This window comes from Streptomyces sp. DSM 42067, assembly GCF_055792885.1.
Genome location: NZ_CM147706.1, coordinates 6,841,415 through 6,866,814 on the forward strand (window position 1 = coordinate 6,841,415; position 25,400 = coordinate 6,866,814).

General features: G+C 70.0%; 22 protein-coding genes and 1 riboswitch. Of the genes, 15 read left to right on the plus strand and 7 right to left on the minus strand.

Annotated features, from left to right (window positions below):
* Positions 1-54: 54 nt before the first annotated feature.
* Entirely contained in the window at positions 55-537 is a 483-nt protein-coding gene (locus ACSMXV_RS30975; RefSeq protein ID WP_473174440.1) for a DUF485 domain-containing protein, read from the plus strand.
* Positions 534-2,126, plus strand: a complete 1,593-nt coding sequence (locus tag ACSMXV_RS30980; protein WP_473174441.1) for a solute symporter family protein — start codon at positions 534-536, stop codon at positions 2,124-2,126. The genes ACSMXV_RS30975 and ACSMXV_RS30980 overlap by 4 nt, the downstream gene beginning before the upstream one ends.
* Positions 2,127-2,193: 67 nt before the next feature.
* Here the strand turns inward: ACSMXV_RS30980 and ACSMXV_RS30985 are convergent, their stop codons facing one another.
* The 5 genes from ACSMXV_RS30985 to ACSMXV_RS31005 all read right to left on the minus strand — a co-directional run bounded on the left by ACSMXV_RS30985 (position 2,194) and on the right by ACSMXV_RS31005 (position 6,593).
* A complete protein-coding gene (locus ACSMXV_RS30985) occupies positions 2,194-2,871 on the minus strand; it encodes a response regulator (RefSeq protein ID WP_473174442.1) in 678 nt (225 codons plus the stop codon).
* Entirely contained in the window at positions 2,868-4,508 is a 1,641-nt protein-coding gene (locus ACSMXV_RS30990; RefSeq protein ID WP_473174443.1) for an ATP-binding protein, read from the minus strand. The genes ACSMXV_RS30985 and ACSMXV_RS30990 overlap by 4 nt, the downstream gene beginning before the upstream one ends.
* A 133-nt stretch (positions 4,509-4,641) precedes the next feature.
* On the minus strand, positions 4,642-5,592 hold the full coding sequence (locus tag ACSMXV_RS30995; protein WP_473174444.1) for a sucrase ferredoxin: 951 nt from the start codon (positions 5,590-5,592) through the stop codon (positions 4,642-4,644).
* Between the two features lie 116 nt (positions 5,593-5,708).
* Positions 5,709-5,945, minus strand: coding sequence for a hypothetical protein (locus tag ACSMXV_RS31000; protein ID WP_181864243.1), 237 nt, complete (start codon positions 5,943-5,945; stop codon positions 5,709-5,711).
* Between the two features lie 99 nt (positions 5,946-6,044).
* Positions 6,045-6,593: a DUF6082 family protein gene (locus tag ACSMXV_RS31005; protein ID WP_473174445.1), complete on the minus strand. Its 549-nt coding sequence runs from the start codon at positions 6,591-6,593 to the stop codon at positions 6,045-6,047.
* A gap of 311 nt (positions 6,594-6,904) precedes the next feature.
* Here ACSMXV_RS31005 and ACSMXV_RS31010 point away from each other — a divergent pair, with 311 nt between their 5' ends.
* Positions 6,905-7,987, plus strand: a complete 1,083-nt coding sequence (locus ACSMXV_RS31010; protein ID WP_473174446.1) for a CobW family GTP-binding protein — start codon at positions 6,905-6,907, stop codon at positions 7,985-7,987.
* 50 nt (positions 7,988-8,037) lie between these two features.
* On the opposite strand, the gene ACSMXV_RS31015 is transcribed toward ACSMXV_RS31010, so the two are convergent.
* Positions 8,038-10,491 carry a DNA gyrase/topoisomerase IV subunit A gene (locus tag ACSMXV_RS31015; protein WP_473174447.1) on the minus strand — a complete coding sequence of 818 codons (2,454 nt, stop codon included), beginning with the start codon at positions 10,489-10,491 and terminating at the stop codon, positions 8,038-8,040.
* Positions 10,492-10,909: 418 nt separating this feature from the next.
* On the opposite strand from ACSMXV_RS31015, the gene ACSMXV_RS31020 reads away from it, so the two are divergent.
* The 4 genes from ACSMXV_RS31020 to ACSMXV_RS31035 all read left to right on the plus strand — a co-directional run bounded on the left by ACSMXV_RS31020 (position 10,910) and on the right by ACSMXV_RS31035 (position 15,876).
* On the plus strand, positions 10,910-12,274 hold the full coding sequence (locus ACSMXV_RS31020) for a M16 family metallopeptidase (RefSeq protein ID WP_473174448.1): 1,365 nt from the start codon (positions 10,910-10,912) through the stop codon (positions 12,272-12,274).
* Complete coding sequence (locus ACSMXV_RS31025; protein WP_473174449.1) at positions 12,271-13,656, plus strand: M16 family metallopeptidase; 1,386 nt, start codon at positions 12,271-12,273, stop codon at positions 13,654-13,656. The genes ACSMXV_RS31020 and ACSMXV_RS31025 overlap by 4 nt, the downstream gene beginning before the upstream one ends.
* A 282-nt stretch (positions 13,657-13,938) precedes the next feature.
* A riboswitch (cyclic di-AMP (ydaO/yuaA leader) is annotated at positions 13,939-14,132 on the plus strand.
* Positions 14,133-14,145: 13 nt separating this feature from the next.
* Positions 14,146-14,955 carry a M23 family metallopeptidase gene (locus ACSMXV_RS31030; protein WP_473174450.1) on the plus strand — a complete coding sequence of 270 codons (810 nt, stop codon included), beginning with the start codon at positions 14,146-14,148 and terminating at the stop codon, positions 14,953-14,955.
* Between the two features lie 234 nt (positions 14,956-15,189).
* The gene (locus ACSMXV_RS31035; RefSeq protein ID WP_181661643.1) at positions 15,190-15,876 is read left to right on the plus strand and encodes a GntR family transcriptional regulator; all 687 of its coding nucleotides are present in this window, start codon (positions 15,190-15,192) and stop codon (positions 15,874-15,876) included.
* Positions 15,877-16,072: 196 nt separating this feature from the next.
* On the opposite strand, the gene ACSMXV_RS31040 is transcribed toward ACSMXV_RS31035, so the two are convergent.
* Positions 16,073-16,354 carry an HPr family phosphocarrier protein gene (locus tag ACSMXV_RS31040; RefSeq protein ID WP_181661642.1) on the minus strand — a complete coding sequence of 94 codons (282 nt, stop codon included), beginning with the start codon at positions 16,352-16,354 and terminating at the stop codon, positions 16,073-16,075.
* 238 nt (positions 16,355-16,592) lie between these two features.
* On the opposite strand from ACSMXV_RS31040, the gene ACSMXV_RS31045 reads away from it, so the two are divergent.
* The 8 genes from ACSMXV_RS31045 to pstA all read left to right on the plus strand — a co-directional run bounded on the left by ACSMXV_RS31045 (position 16,593) and on the right by pstA (position 25,370).
* The gene (locus ACSMXV_RS31045) at positions 16,593-19,538 is read left to right on the plus strand and encodes a bifunctional acetate--CoA ligase family protein/GNAT family N-acetyltransferase (protein ID WP_473174451.1); all 2,946 of its coding nucleotides are present in this window, start codon (positions 16,593-16,595) and stop codon (positions 19,536-19,538) included.
* Positions 19,539-19,601: 63 nt separating this feature from the next.
* Positions 19,602-20,189: a DUF5998 family protein gene (locus ACSMXV_RS31050; protein WP_473174452.1), complete on the plus strand. Its 588-nt coding sequence runs from the start codon at positions 19,602-19,604 to the stop codon at positions 20,187-20,189.
* A complete protein-coding gene (locus ACSMXV_RS31055) occupies positions 20,189-21,424 on the plus strand; it encodes an alkaline phosphatase family protein (protein ID WP_473174453.1) in 1,236 nt (411 codons plus the stop codon). Before ACSMXV_RS31050 ends, ACSMXV_RS31055 begins: the two co-directional genes overlap by 1 nt.
* 66 nt (positions 21,425-21,490) lie before the next feature.
* Complete coding sequence (locus tag ACSMXV_RS31060) at positions 21,491-22,129, plus strand: thymidine kinase (RefSeq protein WP_473174454.1); 639 nt, start codon at positions 21,491-21,493, stop codon at positions 22,127-22,129.
* 40 nt (positions 22,130-22,169) lie between these two features.
* Positions 22,170-22,295 carry a hypothetical protein gene (locus ACSMXV_RS31065; RefSeq protein ID WP_473174455.1) on the plus strand — a complete coding sequence of 42 codons (126 nt, stop codon included), beginning with the start codon at positions 22,170-22,172 and terminating at the stop codon, positions 22,293-22,295.
* A gap of 239 nt (positions 22,296-22,534) precedes the next feature.
* The gene (locus ACSMXV_RS31070) at positions 22,535-23,512 is read left to right on the plus strand and encodes a PstS family phosphate ABC transporter substrate-binding protein (protein ID WP_473174456.1); all 978 of its coding nucleotides are present in this window, start codon (positions 22,535-22,537) and stop codon (positions 23,510-23,512) included.
* The gene (gene pstC, locus ACSMXV_RS31075) at positions 23,509-24,459 is read left to right on the plus strand and encodes a phosphate ABC transporter permease subunit PstC (protein WP_473174457.1); all 951 of its coding nucleotides are present in this window, start codon (positions 23,509-23,511) and stop codon (positions 24,457-24,459) included. Before ACSMXV_RS31070 ends, pstC begins: the two co-directional genes overlap by 4 nt.
* Entirely contained in the window at positions 24,459-25,370 is a 912-nt protein-coding gene (gene pstA / locus ACSMXV_RS31080) for a phosphate ABC transporter permease PstA (protein WP_473174458.1), read from the plus strand. Before pstC ends, pstA begins: the two co-directional genes overlap by 1 nt.
* Positions 25,371-25,400: the final 30 nt, after the last annotated feature.

Here is a 25,400-nt window from a genome sequence, read left to right on the forward strand (position 1 = left end):
GTTCTGTCCATCCTTGGCACGTGGCCGAAGTGGCCCGCTGACAAGGAGAGTTCGGTGGAGAAGTACGACGGTGGCGGCGGGGGGCGGGTCCGGCCCGACGACCCCTGGTACGACGCGCTCGCCTCCGGCTGGGGCGAGTTGGACGGTACGACGGCGCCCGCTGCCGCCGTACCGCACGCGCGCGGGGAGTCGGCAGGGCGGACGGGTACCGCCGCCGAGATCTATCTGGAGGTGCAGCGCAGCCCGGCCTTCCAGGAGGTGCGCAGCCGGTACCGGAGATTCGTTTTCCCCGGGGTCGCCGTCTTCTTCAGCTGGTACCTCGCGTACGTCGTGGCAGCGACGACGGCGCCGGACCTGATGGCGCGGCCTGTCGCGGGCGCCGTGAACATCGCGATGCTCGCCGGCCTCGGCCAGTTTCTCTCCACATTTCTGCTCACATGGGCATACGCCCGGCATGCCCGGCTCCGCAGAGACCGCGCGGCTCTCGAACTCAGGTGGAACACACAGGAGGAGCTGACCCGGGAGAGCGAGCGGTGACGGGGGATCACCAGACTCTGGCGCTGCTGCTGTTCAGCGCGTTCGTAGCGGTCACCTTGGCGATCACTACCTGGGTGAGCCGCAGGCGGCAGGGCTCGGCTGACGAGTTCTACGCAGGCGGACGTCTGTTCAGCCCTATGGAGAACGGCTTCGCCATCGCGGGCGACTACATGTCGGCGGCCTCGTTCCTCGGAGTCACCGGCCTCATCGCGCTCTTCGGCTACGACGGCCTGCTCTACTCGGTGGGCTTCCTCGTCGCGTGGCTCGTGGTGCTCTTCCTCGTGGCCGAACTGGTCCGCAACTGCGGGCGGTTCACGTTCGCGGACGTCGTCGCGGCACGGATGAGGGAGAAGCCCGTCCGTATCGCGGCGGGAACTTCCTCCGTGACCGTGTGCGTTCTGTATCTGGTGGCGCAGATGGTGGGGGCGGGCAGCCTGGTCGCGCTGCTGCTGGGGGGTACGAGCGGGGCGGCGCGGACCTGGACCGTGATCGGCGTCGGCGCGCTCATGGTGATCTATGTGTCGTTGGGAGGGATGCGAGCCACTACCTGGATCCAGATCGTCAAGGCGGTTCTGCTGCTGAGCGGCGCGATCACGCTGACCGCACTCGTCCTGGCGCGGTTCCACGGCGACATCGACCAGCTGCTGCGCACCGCGGCCGAGCGCAGCGGCCATGGCGATGCGTACCTGGCGCCCGGGCTCAAGTACGGCGGCGACTGGACCGCGCGGTTCGACTTCGTCAGTCTCGGGCTAGCGCTCGTGCTCGGGACGGCCGGGCTGCCGCACATCCTGTCGCGCTTCTATACCGTGCCGACCGCGCGGGCCGCACGGCGCTCGGCCATCTGGTCCATCGGCCTCATCGGCAGCTTCTACCTGATGACGATCGTGCTCGGCTTCGGCGCTGCCGCGCTGGTGGGATCCGATGCGGTGCGCGCGTCCCATGCGTCGGGGAACACCGCGGTGCCGCTACTGGCGCTCGATCTCGGCGGTGGCGCGGGCTCCACGGGCGGAACGGTTCTTTTTGCGGTCGTCGCCGCGGTCGCCTTCGCCACGATCCTCGCCGTCGTCGCCGGTGCAACGCTTGCCTCGTCGGCTTCCGTGGCCCATGACCTATACGCGTCACTGCGCCGTCCCGGCGCGAGGCAGCGCAGCGAGGTGGCGGTGGCGCGCGTCGCCGCGGTCGGGATCGGCGCGGTCGCGATCGCCCTCAGCCTGCTCGCCAGCGACCTCAATATCGCGTTCCTGGTGGGCCTGGCCTTCGCCGTGGCGGCCTCCGCCAATCTGCCCGTGCTGCTGTACTCGCTGTTCTGGCGGAACTTCACCACGCGCGGTGCGGTGTGGTCGGTCTACGGGGGACTGGTGCCTGCGCTGGCACTGGTCGTGGTGTCCCCCGTCGTCTCCGGCAGCCCGGACTCCATCTTCCCGGGTGTGGACCTGCAGTACTTCCCCCTGGAGAACCCGGGCCTGGTATCCATTCCGCTTGGCTTCCTCGCGGGCTGGCTCGGTACGGTCACGTCACGGGAAGTGCCGGATGCGGCGAGGCACGCGGAGACGGAGGTCCGGTCGCTCACCGGGGCGGGCGCGGCGTGAAAGGGCTCCCCGCCTGAGCGGGACCGCCGACACTCTGCCTCCGCAGCTCATGGCCGTGCCTCAGCGCCTACGGGCTGGCAACCCACTCATAGCGATGCTCCGGGCGGCCGGTGTCGCCGTACTTGAGGCTCAGCCTCACACGCCCAGAGCGCTCCAGGAGCTTCAGATAGCGCTGAGCGGTCTGCCGGCTCAGCTGGGTGCGGTCCGCCAGCTCCTGGGCGGACAACGGGCCGGTGGCGGCCATCAGCGCCCTGCGGACGAGCTCCGCGGTGGTGGGGGAGTGGCCCTTGGGCAGCTCGGGTGCGGCCGTCGCGGACAGCGCGCCGAAGATGCGGTCGACCTCGGACTGCTCGGCCTCGCCGCCGCTGTCCAGCGTGCGCCGCAGCGTCGCGTACGCATCCAGCTTCGCCCGCAGACCGGCGAACGAGAACGGTTTGACCAGGTACTGCAACGCGCCGTGCCGCATCGCTGCCTGGACTGTCGCCACGTCGCGCGCCGCGGTCACCATGATCACGTCGGTCTGGTGTCCGCGCTCCCTGAGCCGCCGTACGACCTCCAGGCCCGTCTCGTCCGGCAGGTAATGATCGAGGAGCACCAGATCGACCGCGAGCTCCTCGACGCGACGCAGGGCCTCGGCGGCGCTGTGTGCCTTCGCGGCCACCCGGAAACCCGGGATCTTGTCGACGTAGGCGGCATTGACCTGCGCGACGCGGACGTCGTCGTCGACGACCAGGACCTCGATCATCGTGGCTCCTCGATGGTGGCCAGCTCGGACTCCGTGAGCGCCTCCGGCAGTACGACGGTGAACTCCGCGCCCCCGGCCGGCGCGTCGGCGACCCGGGCGTTTCCGCCGTGCCGCTCGGCCAGCCTGCGGACGAGGGCGAGGCCGATGCCCCGCTTGCCATGGGCCGGCGGTTCCTTCGTGGACCAGCCTTCCATGAAGATCGACTCGCGCTGATCGGGTGAGACGCCCGGTCCTGAATCGCGCACCCGCAGAACCGCCGTTCGCCCTTCGGCGCGCAAAACGACCTCCACGCGCGCGTGCCCCGTTCCGGCTACCGCGTCCAGTGCGTTGTCGACGAGGTTGCCGACGATGGTGACGAGGCCGCGCGGATCGACCAGCCGGTCGGGCAGTTCGCTGTCCCCGGAGACGGTGAGAGCGACCCCGCGCTCCGTGGCCACGGTGGCCTTGCCGACCAGCAGCGCCGCGAGCAGCGGGTCACGGATGCGCTCGGTGATCTGCTCGGCAGTGACCCGGTGTGCGCCCGCCACCTCGCCGACGTACTCCATGGCCTCCTCGTACATCTCCAGCTCCAGCAGGCCCAGCAGCGTGTGCATGCGGTTGGCGTGCTCGTGGTCCTGGGCGCGCAGGGCGTCGATCAGGCCCCGGGTGGAGTCGAGTTCGCGGCCGAGCTGCTCCAGTTCGGTGCGGTCGCGCAGGGTGGCGACGGCGCCGCCGTCGTCGGTGGGCATGCGGTTGGCGACGAGCACGCGCTGGCCGCGCACCGTCAGCAGATCGGTTCCGGTGACGCGCCCGGACAGCACATCGGTCGTACGACCGGGGCCGAGCGCCGTGTCCAGGGGTTGTCCGATCGCCTCCGCGTCGAGCCCCAGGAGCCGCTGGGCCTCGTCGTTGAGCAGCCGGATCCGGCCACCACGATCCAGGGCGACCACGCCCTCGCGGATGCCGTGCAGCATCGCCTCGCGCTCGGCAAGCAGCGCCGAGATGTCCGAGAAGGCCAGGTCACGGGTCTGCCGCTGTACTCGTCGGGAGATCATGTACGCGGCGAGCGCACCGACGGCCAAGGCGCCGCCCGCGTAGGCGAACAGTCCCGGTATGGCGTTGATCAGCCGGGCCCGGACGCTGTCGTACTCGATGCCGACGGAGACCGCGCCGACGATCCTGCCGTCGTCGCCGCGCAGGGGGACCTTGCCGCGTGCTGACCGGCCCAGCGTGCCGCTGTCGATCTGCATGACCTCCTGGCCTGCGATGGCGGCACTGGGGTCGGTCGAGACGAGTTTCCCGATCCGCTCGTGGTCCGGGTGCGACCAGCGGATCCCCTGCTTGTTCATGATCACGACGTACTCCGCGCCGCTGGCCCGCCGTATCCGTTCCGCCTCGACCTGGACGGGTCCGTCCGGCGTGGGCTGCGACGCCTGCAGATCCTCGGCGATCTGCGGCTGTGCTGCCGTGGTCTGCGCGATGGCGAGCGCACGCCGCATCGCCTGGTCGTCCAGTTGTTCGCTCAGCGGTGCGAGAAAGAGCCCGGTGGCGAGCACGGCGACTCCAGCGGCGATGGCCAGCTGCATGAGCAGCACCTGGGAGAAGACACGCCGGGGCAGGCCGAGGCGCAGTCGTCGGGCGGCGGGGGTCGGGCTCATGTGTACGAACGGTACGGGGGTGGGCGGGCTACACCGAAGCCCCTGTGGCCTGGATCTCTCGGCACCGGCGACGAGGACGGGCCTCGTCGCCCAGGTTGCACGGTCCAGGAGCCGGCTCTCAGCAGGCGAGGTCTCAGCCCGCGAGGCGGACGGCCTCGGCTGTCGGGCGGACCTCTCGTACCGCTACGACATCCATTCTCGCTGGTGAGCCGAGGGGCGAGCCGCAGCTCTCGGGGCGGGGTGGCAGGGAGGCGCCCTGAGCGACGGTGACCCGCCAGTGGCGCCCGTCGTTGTGGGCGACGGTCACCTCCCAGCGCGGGGCGGCCCCGTCTGTCCGTACGACGGTGAGAGTGCCGGCGCGGTCTTCGCCCGTCGAGGTACGCACGGCCAGCTCGGCGGCCTGTCCTGGCCGCTCCCACGCTGAGTTCCCGCGGCACCTTTCGGTGACGACGCGGCCCTCCCGGACGCCTTCGAGGATCTCCTTCACATGGTGGGCCGCGGCGCGGCCGTACGCGTATCCGTACGGCAGGACCAGAAGGGTCGGGGAGAAGCGGTGGCCGCCGAGGTGGGTGACCTCCCAGACGCCGTCGACTCCGGAAGCATCGAGTTCGGCTGCGAGGGGCCGGCCGAGGAGTGCACAGCAGCGGTCGCGCTTGCCGTTGGTACAGACGAGGGTGAGCGGGGAGCCGGTGTGGGCCTCGCCTTGGAGGACACGGTCGAACGTGTGGTGGTGGCCCATGCCGAGGGCCTGGAAGTCGAGCTTGAGCAACTGCTCAGGGGACTCTGTTGTGGCGCTTCGCAGCCATGGGTTTCCAGGGGCAGTGTGTGCCGCATACACCTGTCGGCGGGTGGGTGTGTGGCAGTCGGCGTGGCGGCCGGGGCGCCGGATGAGGGCTACGCGCACGCCCGTTCCCTCGGCGGCCACCTCGAGGGCGCGGCCGAGCGCCGGGTCCAGATGGCTGGACGTGAGCGCCTTGGCACCCCAGGGGCCTGGCTGCTCCACCAGCAACCACGTCGTCGCCGTGGCGGCGGTCCCGACGAGGGGTTCGTCGAGGGCGTGGGAGGCGGTCGCACACGTACTCACGTAGGTGACCCTAACCTGAATTGAGTGCGTGCGAATCTTGGGGCCACGCCAGGCTGCAACGTTGCGGGCCCGGCACCATGGCGTGTTGGTGCCGGGCCCGGGAAGTCTGTGGGTGGTCAGGCGTCGGGGATGTCGGCCTTGGCGCGGACCAGGGTCTCGCGGCTCACGATCACGATGCGTTCGTAGTCGGCGCAAGAGGCATCGGGAGGCAGTTCGCCGTCGAGCACCGCTGTGGCCTCCGTCCCAATGACGGCGAAATTGCCGTCACTGAGCTCGAAGATGTCCGGGCAGGAGTCGCCGGACAGACTGCCTCTTTCGCGTGGGGACGCACCGATGCGGCGCACGATTTTCAAGGTTCTGGTCCTCGCCTCTAGACATGACGGACCCTGATCCGCGCGCTGTCTAGTGGGTCAAGGGCGGAGCCAGGGCAGCCCGATAAGGGCGGGGCTAGGTTAGCTCTCCGCCGGTGGTTCACCCACAACCCACCACTCTTCCGTGTCAGCATCGTTCAAATCGCGGATGAGACGGTCGACCATTCGGCCCACCTTCGCCTCCTCGGAGCCGCCGTGGAGACTTGCGCGGTGTGGCCGGTGGGCGTCCCAGTAGTCGCGAAAGACGCGGTTCTGGCAGAACATTCGCAGGTGGCCGTGTAGCTCCTCCCAATTGACGATGCCCACGCGGTAGGCGAGCAGGGCGTTGTTGTAAAGCGCGTTCGCGAACAGGTACTGGCGGCGTTGGATGGGTGACTCGACTTGCACGTTGCTGTAGACAGCAGCCAGTTCAGGGTCCTCCATGGCTTTGTCCAGCAGGTAGAACTGCAGGCGCTGCTGCTCTGTCAGCATGGCCTGCCTGTCGCTCCGCTCGACCTCCGTGACCCGCAGGCGCAGCTCCGCGTACCGTCGTTGCTGCGTAGCCAGCGCCGCAAGTGCCCCCGCTGCAAAGGCGAGCCCCAATGCGGCCGCCGAGCCGAACCTTCGTATCTCAAGTTTCTGTGTGGCCATGTCAACCCCCGATTCAGGCGACCGTCCGCCGGTCGTCGGTGCGGGTCGACAAGATGGACCGGCGTGCGATAGGCGTCGCGCTTGCCGTCTCCCGGGGTGCCGAGCGGCTCTGATCGGCGGGGAGGCGGACAGGAGGCGCACGGCAGGAACGTTCGTCATGCTTGCCGGCGCCGTGCTGAGTGTGTGCCCAGCAAGCGGTGCTAACAATCGTTCACTTTGCCGGGGTTCTGGGCGCACATATTCTGGGTTGGTCCTCTGTCGTCGAACAAGAACCGCCGTACAACAGGCGTTGCACAAGAAGGGTCGCCAGTTTGAGTGAGCGGCAGGTCCCGGTCGTCGTACTCGCGGGGTTCCTGGGATCCGGGAAGACCACGCTGCTCAACCACCTCCTGCACAGCAGCAGAGGCAGCCGGATCGGCGCGATCGTCAATGACTTCGGGGCGATCGAGATCGACGCGATGGCTGTGGCGGGAGCGCTCGGCGACTCGACCGTCTCGCTCGGCAACGGCTGCCTGTGCTGCGCCGTGGACGCGAGCGATCTCGACGCGTATCTGGACAAGCTCACCCGGCCGTCCGCCCGCATCGACGTCGTCGTCATCGAGGCAAGTGGCCTCGCCGAGCCGCAGGAACTCGTCCGTATGGTTCTCGCCAGTGAGAATCCGCGCGTCGTGTACGGCGGGCTGGTCGAGGTCGTCGATGCCGCCGAGTTCGACAACACTCGCGAGCGGCATCCGGAGATCGAGCGGCATCTTGCCATCGCCGACCTCGTCGTGGTCAACAAGGCCGACCGTGTGCCGGGGGAGGAACGGGAGCGGACCATCCGGCTCGTCCGGGGGCTCGCCGGTCGTGCCGCCGTGGTCCCCGCGTCGTACGGGCGGATCGATCCCGAGTTGCTCTTCGACCGCAAGCCCGCCGAGGAGCGGATCGGGCAGCTCTCCTTCGATGACATGCATGAGCATGGCGACGCGGACGATCACGGTGACCACCTGCACGACGCCTACGACAGTCTCTCCTTCATCTCCGAAGTGCCGCTGAGCCCGCGCCGGTTGATGGAGTTCCTCGAACGCAGGCCCGAAGGGCTCTACCGCATCAAGGGCCACGTCGACTTCGGCGCCGCGGATGTGCGCAACCGCTACGTCGTGCATGCCGTCGGACCGTTTCTGCGGTTCTATCCGGAGCCCTGGGCGGGCGGCGCGGCACGTCTCACCCAGCTCGTCCTCATCGGTTCCGGCATCGACAGTGCGGCCCTGTACAAGGAGCTGGACGGCACCCGGGACGGCTCCCCCGCGAGCCCGGACGCCCCCCATGCCGATGAGCACAGCATGTGGGGCGTCCTCCGCTACGTAGAGGAACCCGAGGACCCGGAGGAACCCGAGCAGGCAGAAGCCGACTGACCCCGCGGGTCGCGGGACCGGTCGGCCCCCGCAGGGGTGGAGGCCGGGGCTTACGCAGGCGGTCCCGCCACCACCCCCACCGGCTTGCCGAGCGACACGCCGGATCCGTCCCGGCGCGGGTCGATTTCCGGCAGCTCCGTCGGCGAGCCGTTCTTCTGTGCCGCGCGGGCAGGCGTCTCGCCGGCCCAGGCGAAGCTCAGGCAGTCCTCGCCCTTCAGGAACCGCTGGCAGCGCACGCCACCCGTGGCGCGGCCCTTGCGCGGGTACTGGTCGAACGGGGTCAGCTTCGCCGTCGTCTGGACCGAGTCGTCCAAGGTTCCGCGGGAGCCCGCGACCGTGAAGACGACAGCGTCCGCCGAGGGGTCGACGGCCGTGAACGAGATGACCTTCGCGCCCTCCGCCAGCTTGACGCCCGCCATACCGCCGGCCGGGCGGCCCTGGGGGCGGACCACGGACGCCTGGAAGCGCAGCAGCTGGGCGTCGTCCGTGATGAAGACCAGGTCCTCATCGCCCGTACGCAGCTCGACCGCGCCGACGATCCGGTCGCCCTCCTTGAGGGTGATGACCTCCAGCTCGTCCTTGTTCGACGGGTAGTCCGGGAGGACGCGCTTGACGACGCCCTGCTCGGTGCCCAGCGCCAGGCCGGGAGAGGATTCATCGAGCGTCGTCAGGCACACGACCCGCTCGTCGGCCTCCAGGGACAGGAACTCCGACAGCGGGGCGCCGCCCGCGAGGTTGGGTGACAGTGTCGACTCCGGAAGCTGCGGGAGATCGATCACCGAGACCCGCAGCAGCCGACCGGACGAGGTGACCGCACCCACCTCGCCGCGCGCTGTCGCCGGCACGGACGACACGACCACGTCGTGCTTGACGCGCCGGCCGTCGGCGTCCTCGAAGGGGTTGCCGTTCGGCGTACGCGCCAGGAGGCCCGTCGACGACAGCATCACCCGGCACGGGTCGTCGGCGACCTGCAGCGGCACCGTGGCCGCCGGCGCGCCCGCCGACTCCAGCAGGACCGTGCGCCGCTCCGTGCCGAACTTCTTCGCCACGGCGGCCAGTTCGTTCGACACGAGCTTGCGCAGCTCGGCGTCCGACTCGAGGACGCGGGTCAGCTCCTCGATCTCCCTGTTCAGCCTGTCCCGCTCCGACTCCAGCTCGATGCGGTCGAACTTGGTGAGACGGCGCAGCGGCGTGTCGAGGATGTACTGCGTCTGGACGTCGCTGAGCCCGAACCGCCCCATCAGGCGCTCCTTGGCCTGCGCGGAGTTGTCGCTGGAGCGGATGAGCTGGATGACCTCGTCGATGTCGATCAGCGCGACCAGAAGGCCGTCGACAAGGTGCAGCCGGTCGCGCTTCTTGCCGCGGCGGAACTCGCTGCGGCGGCGGACGACGTTGAAGCGGTGGTCGAGATAGACCTCAAGGAGCTCCTTCAGGCCCAGCGTGAGCGGCTGGCCGTCGACCAGCGCGACGTTGTTGATGCCGAAGGACTCCTCCATGGGCGTCAGCTTGTAGAGCTGTTCCAGGACCGCCTCCGGCACGAAGCCGTTCTTGATCTCGATCACCAGGCGCAGGCCGTGCGCACGGTCCGTGAGGTCCTTGACGTCGGCGATGCCCTGCAGCTTCTTCGAGCCGACCAGGTCCTTGATCTTGGCGATCACCTTCTCCGGGCCGACGGCGAACGGCAGCTCGGTCACGACGAGGCCCTTGCGGCGCGCCGTCACGGTCTCCACGGCGACCGTGGCCCGGATCTTGAATGTGCCTCGGCCCGTCTCGTACGCGTCCCTGATCCCGGAGAGGCCGACGATGCGGCCGCCGGTGGGCAGGTCGGGGCCCGGGACGTACCTCATGAGCGTCTCGAGGTCGGCGCCCGGGTGCCTGATCAGATGGCGGGCGGCCGCGATGACCTCGCCCAGGTTGTGCGGCGGCATGTTCGTCGCCATGCCGACGGCGATCCCGGACGCGCCGTTGACCAGCAGGTTCGGATACGCGGCGGGGAGGGCGACCGGCTCCTGCTCCTGGCCGTCGTAGTTCGGCGTGAAGTCGACCGTGTCCTCGTCGATGGATTCCGTCATCAGCGACGTGGCGTCGGCCATCCGGCACTCCGTGTACCGCATGGCGGCCGGCGGGTCGTCGTTGCCGAGGGAGCCGAAGTTGCCGTGGCCGTCGACGAGGGGCAGGCGCATCGAGAACGGCTGCGCCATGCGCACCAGCGCGTCGTAGATCGACGCGTCGCCGTGCGGGTGCAACTTACCCATGACCTCGCCGACGACGCGGGCGCACTTCACATAGCCCCGGTCGGGGCGCAGGCCCATCTCGTTCATCTGGTAGACGATGCGGCGGTGCACGGGCTTCATGCCGTCCCGGGCGTCCGGCAGGGCCCGGGAATAGATCACCGAGTACGCGTACTCGAGGAAGGAGCCCTGCATCTCGTCGACGACGTCGATGTCGAGGATCCTCTCCTCGAAGTCGTCGGGCGGCGGGGTCTTCGTGCTGCGGCGGGCCATCGCTGCTGCGGCTCCTTCACACTGTCTGCCGGGCCATCGGGCTCAGGGCCATGAACGGATCTGATGCGGACCATTGTGGACCGCCTCGCTGACAACTGTGGACCGGGCCACTGACAACGGCGGCCGCGGGCCCTCTGCCGGCCTCGGCCCACGCCTCGCCCGCCCCTGCGCCAGGCCGCCCACGGGAGGCTGCGCCGAGCCGTACGCGAGGGCACCCGCCGTCGTGGGTTGTGCCCACCCTCCCCCATTGCCTTAAGGGCATGGGAGGCGCCCCCAGCCCTGCGGAACGATTGCCCACAACGGTGACGGCGAGAGAAGGGCGGGTCACGGGAACTTCGCCAGGTGTCAGCGCGCTTGCATACAGTGGCAGGAGCTGCAGAACCTTTCAGTTTTCGCGATCGAAGGGACGTACATGCCCATGGGTCACACGGCCACAGCTCAGGCCGGTTCCGGCGGCCTGACAGCGACCGAGCACCGGCTGGCCAACGGCCTGCGCGTCGTGCTCTCCGAGGACCACCTGACCCCGGTCGCCGCGGTGTGCCTCTGGTACGACGTCGGCTCACGCCACGAGGTCAAGGGCCGCACCGGCCTTGCCCACCTCTTCGAGCACCTGATGTTCCAGGGCTCGGCCCAGGTGAAGGGCAACGGCCACTTCGAGCTCGTGCAGGGAGCCGGCGGCTCGCTGAACGGCACCACGAGCTTCGAGCGCACCAACTACTTCGAGACGATGCCCGCACACCAGCTGGAGCTCGCGCTCTGGCTGGAGGCCGACCGTATGGGCTCCCTCCTCGCCGCCCTCGACGACGAGTCCATGGAGAACCAGCGGGACGTCGTCAAGAACGAACGCCGCCAGCGCTACGACAACGTGCCGTACGGCACGGCCTTCGAGAAGCTGACCGCCCTCTCCTACCCGGAGGGCCACCCCTATCACCACACCCCGATCGGCTCGATGGCCGACCTGGACGCGGCGACGCTGGAGGACGCGCGGGCCTTCTTCCGCACGTACTACGCGCCGAACAACGCCGTCCTGTCGGTCGTCGGCGACATCGACCCGGAGCAGACGCTCGCCTGGATCGAGAAGTACTTCGGCTCCATCCCGTCGCACGACGGCAAGCCCGCCCCGCGCGACGGAAGCCTTCCGGAGATCATCGGCGAGCAGCTGCGCGAGGTGATCGAGGAGGAGGTCCCGGCCCGCGCCCTGATGGCCGCCTACCGGCTGCCGGAGGACGGCACGCGCGCGTGCGACGCGGCCGACCTGGCGCTCACCGTCCTCGGCGGCGGCGAGTCCTCGCGGCTCTACAACCGGCTCGTACGCCGTGACCGCACCGCCGTCGCGGCGGGATTCGGCCTGCTCAGGCTGGCCGGAGCCCCGTCGCTGGGCTGGCTGGACGTGAAGACGTCCGGCGATGTGGAGGTCCCGGTCATCGAGGCAGCCGTCGACGAGGAGCTGGCCCGGTTCGCCCAGGAGGGCCCCACGCCGGAGGAGATGGAGCGCGCCCAGGCACAGTTGGAGCGCGAGTGGCTGGACCGGCTCGGCACGGTCGCGGGCCGCGCCGACGAACTCTGCCGGTACGCCGTTCTGTTCGGTGACCCTCAGCTCGCCCTGACCGCCGTCAAGCGCGTCCTGAAGGTCACCCCGGAGGAGGTCCGAGACGTCGCCAGGGCCCGCCTGCGGCCCGACAACCGCGCGGTGCTCGTCTACGAACCTCTCGCGCATCCTGAAACCGCGGACGAGACCGCCGAGGACACCGACGAGACCGCAGACGAGGAGGCGGCGAAGTGACCGAGGCCGCGACCATGGAATTCCACCCGCAGCCGCAGGCCGGGCCCGCCAGGCCCTGGGCCTTCCCGGCGCCCGACCGCACCACCCTCGACAACGGCCTCACGGTGCTGCGCTGCCATCGCCCCGGCCAGCACGTCGTCGCTGTCGAGATCCTCCTCGACAGCCCGCTGGACGCCGAGCCCGCCGGCCTGGACGGCGTCGCCACGATCATGGCCCGTGCCTTCTCCGAGGGCACCGACAAGCACTCCGCCGAGGAGTTCGCTGCCGAGCTGGAGCGCTGCGGCGCCACGCTCGACTCGCACGCCGACCACCCTGGCGTACGGCTCTCGCTCGAAGTCCCCGTCTCCCGGCTGCCGAAGGCCCTCGGCCTGCTCGCCGACGCGCTCAGGGCGCCCGCGTTCGCGGACAGCGAGGTCGAGCGGCTGGTGCGCAACCGGCTCGACGAGATCCCGCACGAGACCGCCAACCCGGCCCGCCGCGCGGCCAAGGAGCTCTCCAAGGGGCTGTTCCCGGCGGAATCGCGCATGTCCCGCCCCCGCCAGGGTACGGAGGAGACGGTCGCGGGCATCGACTCGGCGGCCGTGCGTGCCTTCTACGAGAAGCACGTACGCCCCGCCACGGCCACCGCCGTCGTGGTGGGCGACCTCTCCGGCACCGACCTGGACGCACTCCTCGCGGACTCCCTCGGCACCTGGACCGGCTCGTCCGCCGAGCCCCGCCCCGTGCCGCCGGTGACCGCCGACGACACCGGGCGCGTCGTCATCGTGGACCGCCCCGGCGCGGTCCAGACGCAGCTGCTCATCGGCCGTATCGGCCCGGACCGGCACGACCGCGTCTGGCCGGCCCAGGTGCTCGGCACCTACTGCCTGGGCGGCACGCTCACCTCTCGCCTGGACCGCGTCCTGCGCGAGGAGAAGGGATACACCTACGGCGTAAGGGCGTTCGGGCAGGTTCTGCGCTCCGCGCCGGACGGCAGCGGCGCCGCGATGCTCGCCATCAGCGGCTCGGTCGACACCCCGAACACGGGCCCTGCGCTGGACGACCTGTGGAAGGTGCTGCGTACGCTCGCCGCCGAAGGTCTCACGGACGCCGAGCGCGACGCCGCCGTGCACAACCTCGTCGGCGTCGCCCCGCTCAAGTACGAGACCGCGGCAGTCGTTGCGGGCACGCTGGCCGACCAGGTCGAGCAGCACCTCCCTGACGACTTCCAGGCGCAGCTGTACCAGCAGCTCGCCGCGACCGGCACCGTCGAGGCCACGGCGGCGGTTGTCAGCGCCTTCCCGGTGGACCGCCTGGTGACCGTTCTCGTGGGTGACGCCTCCCAGATCGAGGAGCCGGTCAGGGCGCTCGGAATCGGTGAAGTGACGGTTGTCACGGGCTAAGCGGCCCCGTCCGCGCGGCGCGGACGGGGCCGCTTAGCCCGCACAGGCCCCGCACAGCCCGCACAGGGCCCCACACGGACCTGCACAGGGCCCCACACGGACCCGAAGAGACCCCGGTGGCTGCAGAGCCACCGGGGTTCTCGTTTGTCCGAAATGTAGCGGAGGTTGCCTGTCTGCCCTGTGGGATGCACTACAAATCCCATGCTGCGTTTGTTGATTGAAAGATGTCCCGTTTAGCGTCGGTCCGGCTGTTCGTCAGGCAGTGCGCCGCGCCGCGGCACCGGACAGTCATCGCCGAGTCCCCGGACGGCGTGAGCCAGGGGAGCCGGGGACCCACCCTCCCGTCGACTTCGACGCAGGAGGAGCCCAAGTCCCTGGGGTGAATCGGGGGCCCTTGAGTCGTATCGAGGGAGCCCGTAGGAGACCTTCCTGCTCCGAACCCGTCAGCTAACCCGGTAGGCGAGAAGGAAGGAAAGGACCAGCCACTACATGGCGTTCACACGCGCCACCGGGAAGCATCGTCGTCCGAGCCTGCCCCAGCGCCTCAAGGGCCTGGGAGGTACCCCCATCACCCGCAGGACCGCAAGCGCGGCACGTGTCGCGGCACTCACCACCACCGGCGTCATCGCCGGCTTCGCCACCCCGGCCCAGGCTGCCGATGCCTCCGTCGAGCAGACCGGGCTGATCCAGGCCGTCACCCTCGGCGAGTCCGTCGCTGACAAGATCGACGCTCAGGCCGTCGCACAGCAGCAGGCCGCCGAGGAGGCCGCCGCCAAGAAGAAGGCCGCCGAGGAGAAGCGCAAGGCCGAGGCGAAGGCCAAGAAGGAGCGCGAGGCCAAGGAGCGTGCGGCCAAGGAGCGCGCCGCCCGCGAGGCCGAGCGCAAGCGCCTCAACTCCTACGTCAGCCCGATCGCCGGCTCCTATGTCTCCACCGGCTACAAGGCGGGCGGGTCGCTGTGGTCGTCCGGCAGCCACACCGGCGTCGACTTCCACGCAGCGTCCGGTACGGCGGTCCGCGCTGTCGGCTCCGGCACCGTCGTCACCGCAGGCTGGGGCGGTTCGTATGGGTACGAGGTCGTCATCAAGATGAACGACGGCACGTACACCCAGTACGGTCACCTGTCGTCCATCGCCGTCTCCGTCGGCCAGACGGTCACGCCGGGCCAGCGGATAGCCCTCTCCGGCGCAACCGGCAACGTGACCGGAGCGCACCTGCACTTCGAGGTCCGGACCACCGAGGAGTACGGCTCGGACATCGACCCGCTCACCTATCTGCGCTCGCACGGCGTGAAGGTCTGACGCGAGAGCGGACGCGCGTGAAGCACTGACCGGAGAACGGACCGGGCAGAACGCCCCGCTTCATGGAAGCCCCGGCTCATCGAGCCGGGGCTTTCGTCGTTTCCGAGCGCCGATTTGTCCAAAAAATATCCATGGATTCCAGCCCGCCGTCGGAAATTCCCGCCCGCTGCAATAGAGTCAGTCAACAGGCGTCAATCGACCGCGTTTCGCGGGGATTAAGGCGGAGGTCCGGTCATGCACATTCCCGCGCACTCGGTATGCACGGCCATCCGGGATGACATCGTCGCGGGTGTCTACGAGCGCGGCAGCCGTCTCACCGAGGAACTGCTCGCGCGCCGGTACGGGGTGTCCCGTGTCCCGGTGCGCGAGGCCCTGCGCACGCTGGAGGCGGAAGGATTCGTCGTCACCCGCAGGCATGCGGGCGCCTGTGTCGCCGAGCCCACCGAGCAGGAGGCCGCCGACGTGCTGGAGATCCGTACGCTGCTCGAGCCGCTCGGCGCTGCGCGCGCGGCACAGCGTCGTACCGAGGCGCATCTGAAGGTGCTGCGTGGCCTGGTCCGACTGGGCCAGGAGCGCGCCAGGCGGGGCCACAGCGAAGATCTGCGGTCGCTGGGCGGCTGGTTCCACGAGACGCTCGCGCAGGCCTCGGGCAGCCCGGGGCTGACGTCGCTGCTCACTCAGCTCCGGCACAAGATCGCCTGGATGTACACAGTCGAGACCCCCGCCCATCCCGTGGAGGCGTGGGCCGAGCACGGCGCGATCGTCGACGCCGTGGCCCGCGGTGACGCCGAACGGGCGCGGTCGCTGACCACCCTGCACACAGAACGGTTCAGCGCCGCCCACCGGCTCCGTTTTCCGGATCGCGGAGACCGTGTGAGGGGTTCGCAACACGCCGTAAACACTGTGAGCCCGCGGCATTAACAGAGGCGCCGTATACAAAGAGGGATATTCGGTGGGGGTTCTTTTTTGCTGCCCATTTTCTCGGGGTGCAGGGAATTCCGGCCGAGCTTCGGAAGGCATGGCGCGCGCTTCGGAGCGCATGGCGTAAAAAGGGCGGAGCCGCGCCGCCTCCGAATAAAGAGGCCGGCGCGGCTCCGCCGCAATTCACCTGTTGCCGTCAGACGGTCTCGGGAAGCTCCTCGAGACCCTCGGCGACCAGCTTGGCCAGCCGGTCGAGGGCGGCATCCGCCCCGTCGGCGTCGGACGCGAGGACGATCTCCTCGCCGCCCTGGGCGCCCAGGCCCAGCACCGCGAGCATCGACGCCGCGTTGACCGGGGTGCCGTCAGCCTTGGCGATCGTCACGGGGACGCCGGCGGCCGTGGCCGCACGGACGAAGATGGAGGCGGGGCGGGCGTGGAGACCCTCGGCCCAGCCGACGTTGACGCGGCGCTCAGCCATGTGATGCTGCCCTTCAGGATTCTCTCAGGGTTGTCTAGACCAGTGTTCCATACCGGCGGACGTGCCCGGAACAGTCGGGAACGGTCGGGAACGGCCCCGAAGAGGCCCGGAAGCGGTCCGGAACGATCCCTCGTCCCGCACCAGCTGCTCCAGTTCTCCCGGAACGTACCCGTCTGGTCGAACGGAAAGCCTAAGCCCGTTCTGCTCCCAGCGCCGCAGTGCCCCGTACGCTGGCCCCATGCACACCCCGTCGCAGCCGCTGTCGGAGCAGCACGCATACCCCGCGCACTGGGAGGCCGACGTGGTGCTGCGCGACGGCGGCACCGCACGGATCCGGCCCATCACCACCGACGACGCCGACCGCCTGGTCAGCTTCTACGAGCAGGTCTCCGACGAGTCGAAGTACTACCGCTTCTTCGCGCCCTACCCGCGGCTCTCCGCCAAGGACGTCCATCGCTTCACCCACCACGACTACGTGGACCGGGTGGGCCTCGCGGCCACGGTGGGCGGCGAGTTCATCGCGACGGTGCGCTACGACCGGATCAACGCCCACGGCATGCCGGCCTCGGCGCCTGCCGACGAGGCCGAGGTCGCCTTCCTCGTCCAGGACGCCCATCAGGGCCGGGGCGTCGCGTCCGCGCTCCTCGAACACATCGGGGCCGTCGCCCGTGAGCGCGGCATCCGGCGCTTCGCCGCCGAGGTGCTGCCGGCCAACACCAAGATGATCAAGGTGTTCACGGACGCCGGTTACACCCAGAAGCGGAGCTTCGAGGACGGCGTCGTACGCCTCGAGTTCGACCTGGAGCCGACCGACCGCTCGCTCGCCGTGCAGCGCGCCCGCGAACAGCGCGCCGAGGCCCGCTCCGTCCAGCGGCTGCTCAGGCCCGGTTCGGTCGCCGTCATCGGCACCGGGCGCGTGCCCGGCGGCGTGGGCCGCAGCGTGCTGAACAACCTTCTCGACGCCGGGTTCACGGGCCGCCTGTACGCCGTGAACAAGAGCTTCCCGCAGGAGCAGACGGAACTCGACGGCGTGCCTGCCCACCGCTCCGTACGCGACATCGCCGAACCCGTCGACCTCGCCGTCGTCGCTGTACCCGCGGCCCATGTGCCGGAAGCCGTCGCCGAATGCGGCGAACACGGCGTCCAGGGACTCGTCGTGGTCTCCGCCGGATACGCGGAGAGCGGCGCCGAAGGCCGCGAGCGGCAGCGCGAACTCGTCCGCCAGGCCCGCTCGTACGGCATGCGCCTGATCGGCCCCAACGCCTTCGGTGTCATCAACACGGAGCCGGACACGCTGCTCAACGCCTCGCTCGCCCCTGAGGTGCCCCGGCGCGGCCGGATCGGGCTGTTCACGCAGTCCGGCGCGATCGGGATCGCGCTGCTGTCGCGGCTGCACCGGCGCGGCGGCGGAGTGACCGGCGTGACCGGTGTCTCGACGTTCGTCTCCGCCGGCAACCGCTCGGACGTGTCGGGCAACGACATGCTGCAGTACTGGTACGACGACCCGGACACCGACGTCGTGCTGATGTACCTCGAATCGATCGGCAACCCGCGCAAGTTCACGCGGCTCGCCCGGCGCACCGCGGCGGCGAAGCCGCTCGTCGTGGTGCAGGGCGCCCGGCACAGCGGCGTCGCGCCGCTCGGGCACGCGGTGCAGGGCACGCGGTTGCCGCACGCCACTGTCTCCGCGCTGCTGCGGCAGGCGGGCGTCATCCGCGTGGACACGATCACGGAGCTGGTCGACGCGGGACTGCTGCTCGCGGGGCAGCCGCTGCCGACCGGTCCCCGGGTGGCCATCCTCGGCAACTCCGAGTCGCTCGGTCTGCTCACGTACGACGCGTGCCTCTCCGAGGGGCTGCGGCCGCTGCGGCCGCGGGATCTGACGACCGCGGCGACGCCCGAGGACTTCCGGGCGGCGCTGGGCGCCGCGCTCGCTGACGACCGCTGCGACGCGGTGGTCGTCACGGCGATCCCCGCGCTGGGGGAGGACGGGGCCGATGATGTCGCCCTCGCCGGAGCTCTGCGGGAGGCTGTGGCTGCGGGGCCGGCGAAGCCGGTGCTTGTCGTCCATGTCGAGCTTGGCGGGCTCGCCGCGGCGTTGTCTGCTGCCCGCAGCACGAGGCCTGGCCCCGGGGACCGCTCCGGGTACGACGGAAGCGCACCCGCCGTCGTGGGTGGTGCCCACCCTCGCCCAGTGCCTGAAGCGGCCTGGGGGGACCCCCATCTCCCCCAGAGCCAGAAGGGCCTGGGGGGACCCCCAGCGGAACGCCTGCCCACCACGGGACCCGCTGCCGGAACAGACGCCGAACTCCCCCGTATCCCCGCCTACCCCGCCGCCGAGCGGGCCGTGCGGGCGCTGGCCGAGGCCGTCAAGTACGGGCAGTGGCGGCGCGACGCCGCTGAGCCCGGGAAGGTCCACGAGTACGAGGACATCGACGAGAGCGGCGCGGCCGAGATGATCGACGGGCTGCTGGCCCGCGGCGACGGCGACCCGCGCGGCATGAGCCTCACCCCGGAGGCGGCCCAGGAACTGCTCGGCCGGTACGGCATCCACGTACGGCCCGCCCTGCCCGCGCCCGGCCCCGACGAGGCTGTGCGGGCGGCCGAGCGGCTCGGCTACCCCGTGGCGCTCAAGACCACGGCCCCGCACTTGCGGCACCGCCCCGACCTCGGCGGCGTACGGCTCGACCTGGCCGACGAGGAGCAACTGCGGCGCGCGTACGCTGAGTTGACCGATGTCCTCGGCAAGCCGGAGGAGCTGCGGCCGGTCGTGCAGGCCATGGCGCCGCGCGGCGTGGACACCGTCGTCCGTGCGGTCATCGACCCGGCCGCCGGAGCCGTCCTTTCCTTCGGGCTCGCCGGAGCCGCGTCGGAGCTGCTCGGCGACACCGCGCACCGGCTGATCCCGGTGACCGACCGGGACGCGCAGTCCGTGGTCCGGTCGATCCGGACCGCGCCCGTCCTCTTCGGCTGGCGCGGCTCGGCGCCCGTCGACACGGCCGCCCTCGAAGAGCTGCTCCAGCGGGTCTCCCGGCTCGTCGACGACCACCCGGAGGTCGCCGCCGTCTCCCTGGAGCCTGTGGTCGTCGCCACACAGGGCCTGTCCGTCCTCGGCGCGTCCGTGCGGCTCGCGCCGCCGCCCGCCCGCAGCGACCTCGGCCCGCGCACTCTGCCCGCCTACTGAGACACCGGCCGAGCCGCCTCCTGACGCACATCGGGCCACCCCCAGGGCCGTAGGATGGTCCGCATGGCCAAGACCAGTACGACGACCCAGGGGCTGCGCGCGGCGATCGAGCGCAGCGGCTACTACCCGGCCCTCGTGGCCGAGGCGGTGGAGGCCGCTGTCGGCGGCGAGGCCGTCGGGTCGTACCTGGTCCACCAGGAGACGACGTTCGACGCGAACGAGGTGCGCCGCCATGTGACGGTCCTCGTTCTGACCGACACGCGCTTCATCGTCAGCCACACCGACGAGCAGGCCGCCGACAGCACGTCCCCGACGCCGTACGCGACCACGTCCACCGAGTCCGTGAAGATCGGCCGGATCTCGTCGGTCGTCCTCAGCCGTGTCGTGGCCAACCCCGAGAAGTACGTGCCGGGCACCCTGCCCCGCGAGGTCGTCCTCACCATCGGCTGGGGCGCCGTCTCCCGTATCGACCTCGAGCCCGCCGCCTGCGGCGACCCCAACTGCGAGGCGGACCACGGCTACACCGGCAACTCGACCGCGGACGACCTCAGTCTGCGCGTCAGCGAGGCGGGCGACGGCCCGGACGCCGTCCGGCAGACGCTCACCTTCGCCCAGGCGCTCTCCGAAGCCACCGCGGTGACCACCCGCTGATGTCCCACCCTCCCGCCGCCCACGACGCAGGGCGCTCGGCGCCCGTCTCTCCCGCCACCGCCTGGGACCACCCGGAGCCGCTGCCCGTCTCCTCCGCGCCCGTCCCCGAGTACGGTTCCGGCTCGCTCGCCGACCTGCTGCCGACGCTGGCCGCGGGCCTGGGCGTGCCCGGGACGGCCGCCGCGATACCCGAGCTCACCCCCGCCGACCGGAACTGCGTCTTCCTGATCGACGGCCTGGGCTGGGAGCAGCTGAGGGCCCACCCGGCCGAGGCCCCGTTCATGACCTCCCTGCTGGGCAGCTCCCGGGGCGGCACGGGGCGTCCGATCACCGCGGGCTACCCGGCCACCACAGCGACCTCGCTGGCCTCGGTGGGCACAGGCCTGCCGCCCGGCGCCCACGGGCTTCCCGGCTACACGGCGCGCAACCCGGAGACCGGGGAGCTGATGAACCAGCTCCGCTGGAACCCCTGGACGGAACCTCGCGCCTGGCAGCCGTACCCCACCGTCTTCCAGCTCGCGGACGCGGCGGGCGTGCACACCGCCCAGGTCTCGTCCCCGACGTTCGAAAACACTCCGCTGACCAAGATCGCACTGAGCGGCGGAAAGTTCCTCGGCCGCCTCTCCGGCGAGGAGCGCATGGACCTCGCCGCCGAGCAACTCGCGGCGGGGGACCGGTCCTTGGTCTACACGTACTACGCGGAGGTGGACGGCAAGGGCCACCGCTTCGGCGTCGACTCCGACCCCTGGCGCGGCCAGCTCATGTACGTCGACCGGCTCGTCCAGCGCCTCGCCGAGCAGCTGCCGCCGCGCACCGCGCTGTACATCACCGCCGACCACGGCATGATCGACATCCCCTTCGACGAGCAGCACCGCATCGACTTCGACGAGGACTGGGAGCTGCGCGCCGGAGTCGCCCTCCTGGGCGGCGAGGGGCGAGCCCGCCACGTCTACGCGGTGCCGGGCGCCGAGGCCGACGTCCTGGCCGTCTGGCGCGAGGTGCTCGGCGAGCAGTTCTGGGTGGCCGGCCGGGACGAGGCGATCGCGGCCGGCTGGTTCGGCCCGGCCATCGACGAGCGCGTGTACGCCAGGATCGGCGATGTGGTCGCCGCGGCCCGCGACGACGTCCTGATCATCGCGTCGCAGCGCGAGCCGAAGGAGTCGGCCATGGTCGGCAACCACGGCTCGATGACCGCCGTCGAGCAGCTGGTGCCGCTCCTCGAAGTACGCACCTGACCGCGCTGCCTCCCTCTTCCCCGCTCATCCTCGCGTTCCCCCCTGCCGAAAGGTCCCCGAATCCTCATGCCCGAACTGGTCTTCTTCTCGGGCACCATGGACTGCGGAAAGAGCACGCTGGCCCTGCAGATAGGGCACAACAGGTCGGCTCGCGGTCTGGTCGGGATCGTCTTCACCAAGGGCGACCGGGCCGGCGAGGGCCGTCTCTCCTCGCGTCTCGGACTGGTGACGGAGGCGGTCGAGGTCGCGGACGGAATGGATCTGCACGCCTATCTGGCGGACCACCTGGAAGCCGGCAAGCGGGTGGACTACGTCATCGTCGACGAGGCGCAGTTCCTCACTCGCGACCAGGTGGACCAACTCGCCGACGTAGTGGACGAGTTGGGCAGGGACGTCTACGCCTTCGGCATCACGACGGACTTCCGCACCGCCCTGTTCCCCGGCTCCCAGCGCCTGGTCGAACTGGCCGACCGCGTCGAGACACTGCAGGTCGAGGCGCTGTGCTGGTGTGGCGCCCGCGCCACGCACAACGCCCGCACCGTCGACGGCGTCATGGTGGTCGAGGGCGAACAGGTCCTGATCGGTGACGTGGACCGCTCCGTGGGCGAGGCGGGCTACGAGGTCCTGTGCCGCCGGCATCACCGCCGCCGGATGACGGCCACGACGGCTGAGACACGCTCCACTGCGCTGTCCGAGCTCACGTGACGGGTGGCGGGTGCGCTCGGCGCGGGCGTACAGAGTCCGGATGATGTTCGCTTCGGCCGACGAGTGCCGTCCGGCCGATCCCGGCAAGCTGCTGGAGAAGATCTACGCCGGCACCGAGGGCCAGGGACCGGCCCGTGAGTCGGTCGCGCTGGAGCCGGCGCACTGACGTCTCGGCGGCCCGGCCGCGTGAAGACCTGGGGAGATCTTCTGCGGCTCCGAGCGCGCACCCATGACATTTTGGGTCAAAATCGACCTATACGGACAAACAGTGGTAGTTCACGCATGAGGGGAGATTTAGTACACCCTCCGTTCATATAGTCAGGCTTCGATTTAAAGGGTCCGAACGGAGCGCCCAGCGCGCCGATCCACCGCCGGAGCACCCGGCAGACGCGAGGATCGAGAGCCGTGAACACTTCCCCTTCATTGCGCCGGGCCAAGGTCTCCCTGGCCCTGACGGCGGCCGCCATACTGACCGCCAGCGCCTGCGGCGGTTCCGACGCGGGATCCGGCCAGAGTGACGGCTCCACGCTGGCAGGCTCCATCAGGGTCGACGGTTCCAGCACAGTGGCTCCCCTCTCGACCGCGGCGGCTCAGCTCTTCCAGCAGCAGAACCCCGGGGTCAACGTCACTGTCGGCACGTCCGGCACCGGCGGCGGCTTCGAGAAGTTCTGCAACGGCGAGACCGACATCTCGGACGCCTCCCGTCCGATCAAGGACGAGGAGAAGGCGGCCTGCGAGAAGAAGGGCATCACATACGAGGAGTTCCAGATCGCCAACGACGGTCTGTCCGTCGTGGTGAACAAGGACAACGACTTCGCCGAGTGCCTGACCGTGGAGCAGCTGAAGAAGATCTGGGAGCCCGGCTCCAAGGTCGACAACTGGAACCAGGTCGACCCGGAGTTCCCGGACCAGAGGCTGGAGCTGTTCGGCGCCGGCACCGATTCGGGCACCTTCGACTACTTCACCGAGGCCGTCAACGGTGAAGAGGGCGCATCCCGCACCGACTACAGCCCCAGCGAGGACGACAACGTCACCGTCCAGGGCGTCTCCGGCTCCAAGGGCGGCCTGGGCTACTTCGGTCTGTCGTACTACGAGGAGAACCAGGACAAGCTCAAGGTCCTGAAGATCGACGACGGCGACGGCTGCGTCGAGCCCACGAAGCAGACCGTCCAGGACGGGACGTACAAGCCGCTGTCCCGTCCGCTGTTCATCTACCCGAAGGCCTCCTCGCTGGAGAAACCGGAGGTCGAGGCGTTCGTCGAGTTCTACGTAGAGAACAACGCCGAGATCGCGGAGAAGTCCCTCTTCGTACCGCTCAACGCCGAGCAGGAGGCGGAGCTGAAGAAGGACCTCGCGAGGCTGCGGGAGCAGCACACGTCATGAGTTCATCCGGGAGCGGGCGGCGGGCCGCCGCGGGGAGCCCGGGCTTCCTGCGGCGGTCCCAGCCGCGCTACGGCGAGAAGGTCATCAAGGTCCTGCTGGTGGCCGCATCCCTGGTCTCCGTGCTGACGACGGTCGGCATCGTCATCGCCCTGATCCCGCCGGCCGTGGAGTTCTTCGGCAAGGTGAACTTCGGCGAGTTCATCACGGGCACCGACTGGTCCCCGCTGTTCAAGCCGCCGCACTTCGGCGTCCTGCCCCTGGTGACGGCGACGCTGCTTGTCACGCTGATCGCGCTGCTCGTGGCGGTGCCGCTGGGCCTCGGTGCGGCGGTCTATCTGAGCGAGTACGCCGATCCGCGCGTGCGGAAGTTCTTTAAGCCGGTGCTGGAGGTGCTCGCGGGCATCCCCACCGTCGTCTACGGCTTCTTCGCGCTGAAGGCGATCACGCCGCTGCTGCAGAACATCTGGCCGACCGGTGACGGCCCTCAGGTCTTCAACGCCCTGTCGGCGGGCTTCGTCATGGGCATCATGATCATCCCGACGATCGCCTCGCTCGCCGAGGACGCCATGAGTGCCGTGCCACGCGCCCTGCGCGACGGTGCCTTCGCGCTCGGTTCGTCCCGTATGCAGGTCTCCACGCGGGTGGTCTTCCCCGCCGCGCTGTCGGGCATCGTCGCCGCCATCGTGCTGGGCATCTCGCGGGCGCTGGGCGAGACGATGATCGTCGCGATCGCCGCGGGCGGCCGTCCGAACCTGACCTTCAATCCCCTTGAGGGCATGCAGACGATGACGGCGTTCATCGCGGCGGCCGGCATCGGCGATCTGCCGACCGGTTCCACCGGCTATCAGACGATCTTCGCGGTGGGCTCGCTGCTGTTCGCCATGACGCTGGTGATGAACCTGGTCAGCATTCGCCTGGTGCGCAAGTACCGGGAGGTGTACGAGTGATGAGCAACGTCGTCGACGGCGACCTCACCGTGGCGGAAGGCCCCGGCGTGCCCCGCCTCAAGGGCCGCGGCACCCCCTGGCGAGAGCGCTTCTTCGAGCTCAGCCTCCTGGCCTCGCTGGCTGTCGGCGTCATCTTCCTCGGAGGACTGCTGACGTATGTGGTCGTGGAGGGCTGGCCCCGCCTCGACTCACGGCTGTGGACGAACTTCCCCGACCTGATCAACCCGGCCAACGCCGGCGCCCAGTCGGCGATCACGGGCACGATCTGGGTCATCGGCTTCACGGCGCTGTACTGCCTGCCGACCGGCGTCCTCACCGCGATCTACCTGGAGGAGTACGCCACCCCGAACCGCTGGTGGAACCGCGCGATCGAGATCAACATCCAGAATCTGGCGGCGGTTCCGTCGATCGTCTACGGCATCCTCGGGCTCGGCATCATCTCCCGCGGCCTCGGCTTCGGCCAGACCGTACTGACCGCCTCGCTCACGCTCTCGCTGCTGGTCCTGCCGGTCGTGATCATCGCCGCCAGGGAGGCGATCCGCGCAGTGCCGCAGTCGATCCGCCAGGCGTCGCTCGCGCTGGGTGCCACCCAGTGGCAGACCATCTGGCGCCAGGTCCTCCCGGCGGCCGTACCCGGCATGGCGACCGGCTCGATCCTCGCCCTCTCCCGGGCCATCGGCGAGGCCGCGCCGCTGCTCCTGCTCGGCGGACTGACGTTCATCACCTTCAACCCGACCGGTGTGCACAGCCAGTTCACCGTCCTGCCGATCCAGATCTTCAACTGGATCAGCCAGTCGCGCGCCGAGTTCACCGCCCTCGCCTCCGCCGCGATCGTGATCCTTCTGGTGATCCTCCTGGCGATGAACTCCCTCGCGATCTGGCTCCGCAACCACTACTCCCGCCGCTGGTGACCGCCATGCCGCCCACTGCCGACCAGCCCG

Excerpts from the sequence above, each read along its gene's own strand:
- ACSMXV_RS31060 (WP_473174454.1), top strand. The coding sequence starts at position 21,491 with ATGCCCGAACTGGTCTTCTTCTCGGGCACCATGGACTGCGGAAAGAGC.
- pstA (WP_473174458.1), top strand. The coding sequence starts at position 24,459 with ATGAGCAACGTCGTCGACGGCGACCTCACCGTGGCGGAAGGCCCCGGC.
- ACSMXV_RS31040 (WP_181661642.1), bottom strand. The coding sequence starts at position 16,354 with ATGGCTGAGCGCCGCGTCAACGTCGGCTGGGCCGAGGGTCTCCACGCC.
- ACSMXV_RS30990 (WP_473174443.1), bottom strand. The coding sequence starts at position 4,508 with ATGAGCCCGACCCCCGCCGCCCGACGACTGCGCCTCGGCCTGCCCCGG.
- pstC (WP_473174457.1), top strand. The coding sequence starts at position 23,509 with ATGAGTTCATCCGGGAGCGGGCGGCGGGCCGCCGCGGGGAGCCCGGGC.
- ACSMXV_RS31050 (WP_473174452.1), top strand. The coding sequence starts at position 19,602 with ATGGCCAAGACCAGTACGACGACCCAGGGGCTGCGCGCGGCGATCGAG.
- ACSMXV_RS31020 (WP_473174448.1), top strand. The coding sequence starts at position 10,910 with ATGGGTCACACGGCCACAGCTCAGGCCGGTTCCGGCGGCCTGACAGCG.
- ACSMXV_RS31035 (WP_181661643.1), top strand. The coding sequence starts at position 15,190 with ATGCACATTCCCGCGCACTCGGTATGCACGGCCATCCGGGATGACATC.
- ACSMXV_RS31015 (WP_473174447.1), bottom strand. The coding sequence starts at position 10,491 with ATGGCCCGCCGCAGCACGAAGACCCCGCCGCCCGACGACTTCGAGGAG.
- ACSMXV_RS31055 (WP_473174453.1), top strand. The coding sequence starts at position 20,189 with ATGTCCCACCCTCCCGCCGCCCACGACGCAGGGCGCTCGGCGCCCGTC.
- ACSMXV_RS30985 (WP_473174442.1), bottom strand. The coding sequence starts at position 2,871 with ATGATCGAGGTCCTGGTCGTCGACGACGACGTCCGCGTCGCGCAGGTC.
- ACSMXV_RS31005 (WP_473174445.1), bottom strand. The coding sequence starts at position 6,593 with ATGGCCACACAGAAACTTGAGATACGAAGGTTCGGCTCGGCGGCCGCA.
- ACSMXV_RS31030 (WP_473174450.1), top strand. The coding sequence starts at position 14,146 with ATGGCGTTCACACGCGCCACCGGGAAGCATCGTCGTCCGAGCCTGCCC.
- ACSMXV_RS31045 (WP_473174451.1), top strand. The coding sequence starts at position 16,593 with ATGCACACCCCGTCGCAGCCGCTGTCGGAGCAGCACGCATACCCCGCG.
- ACSMXV_RS31065 (WP_473174455.1), top strand. The coding sequence starts at position 22,170 with ATGATGTTCGCTTCGGCCGACGAGTGCCGTCCGGCCGATCCCGGCAAG.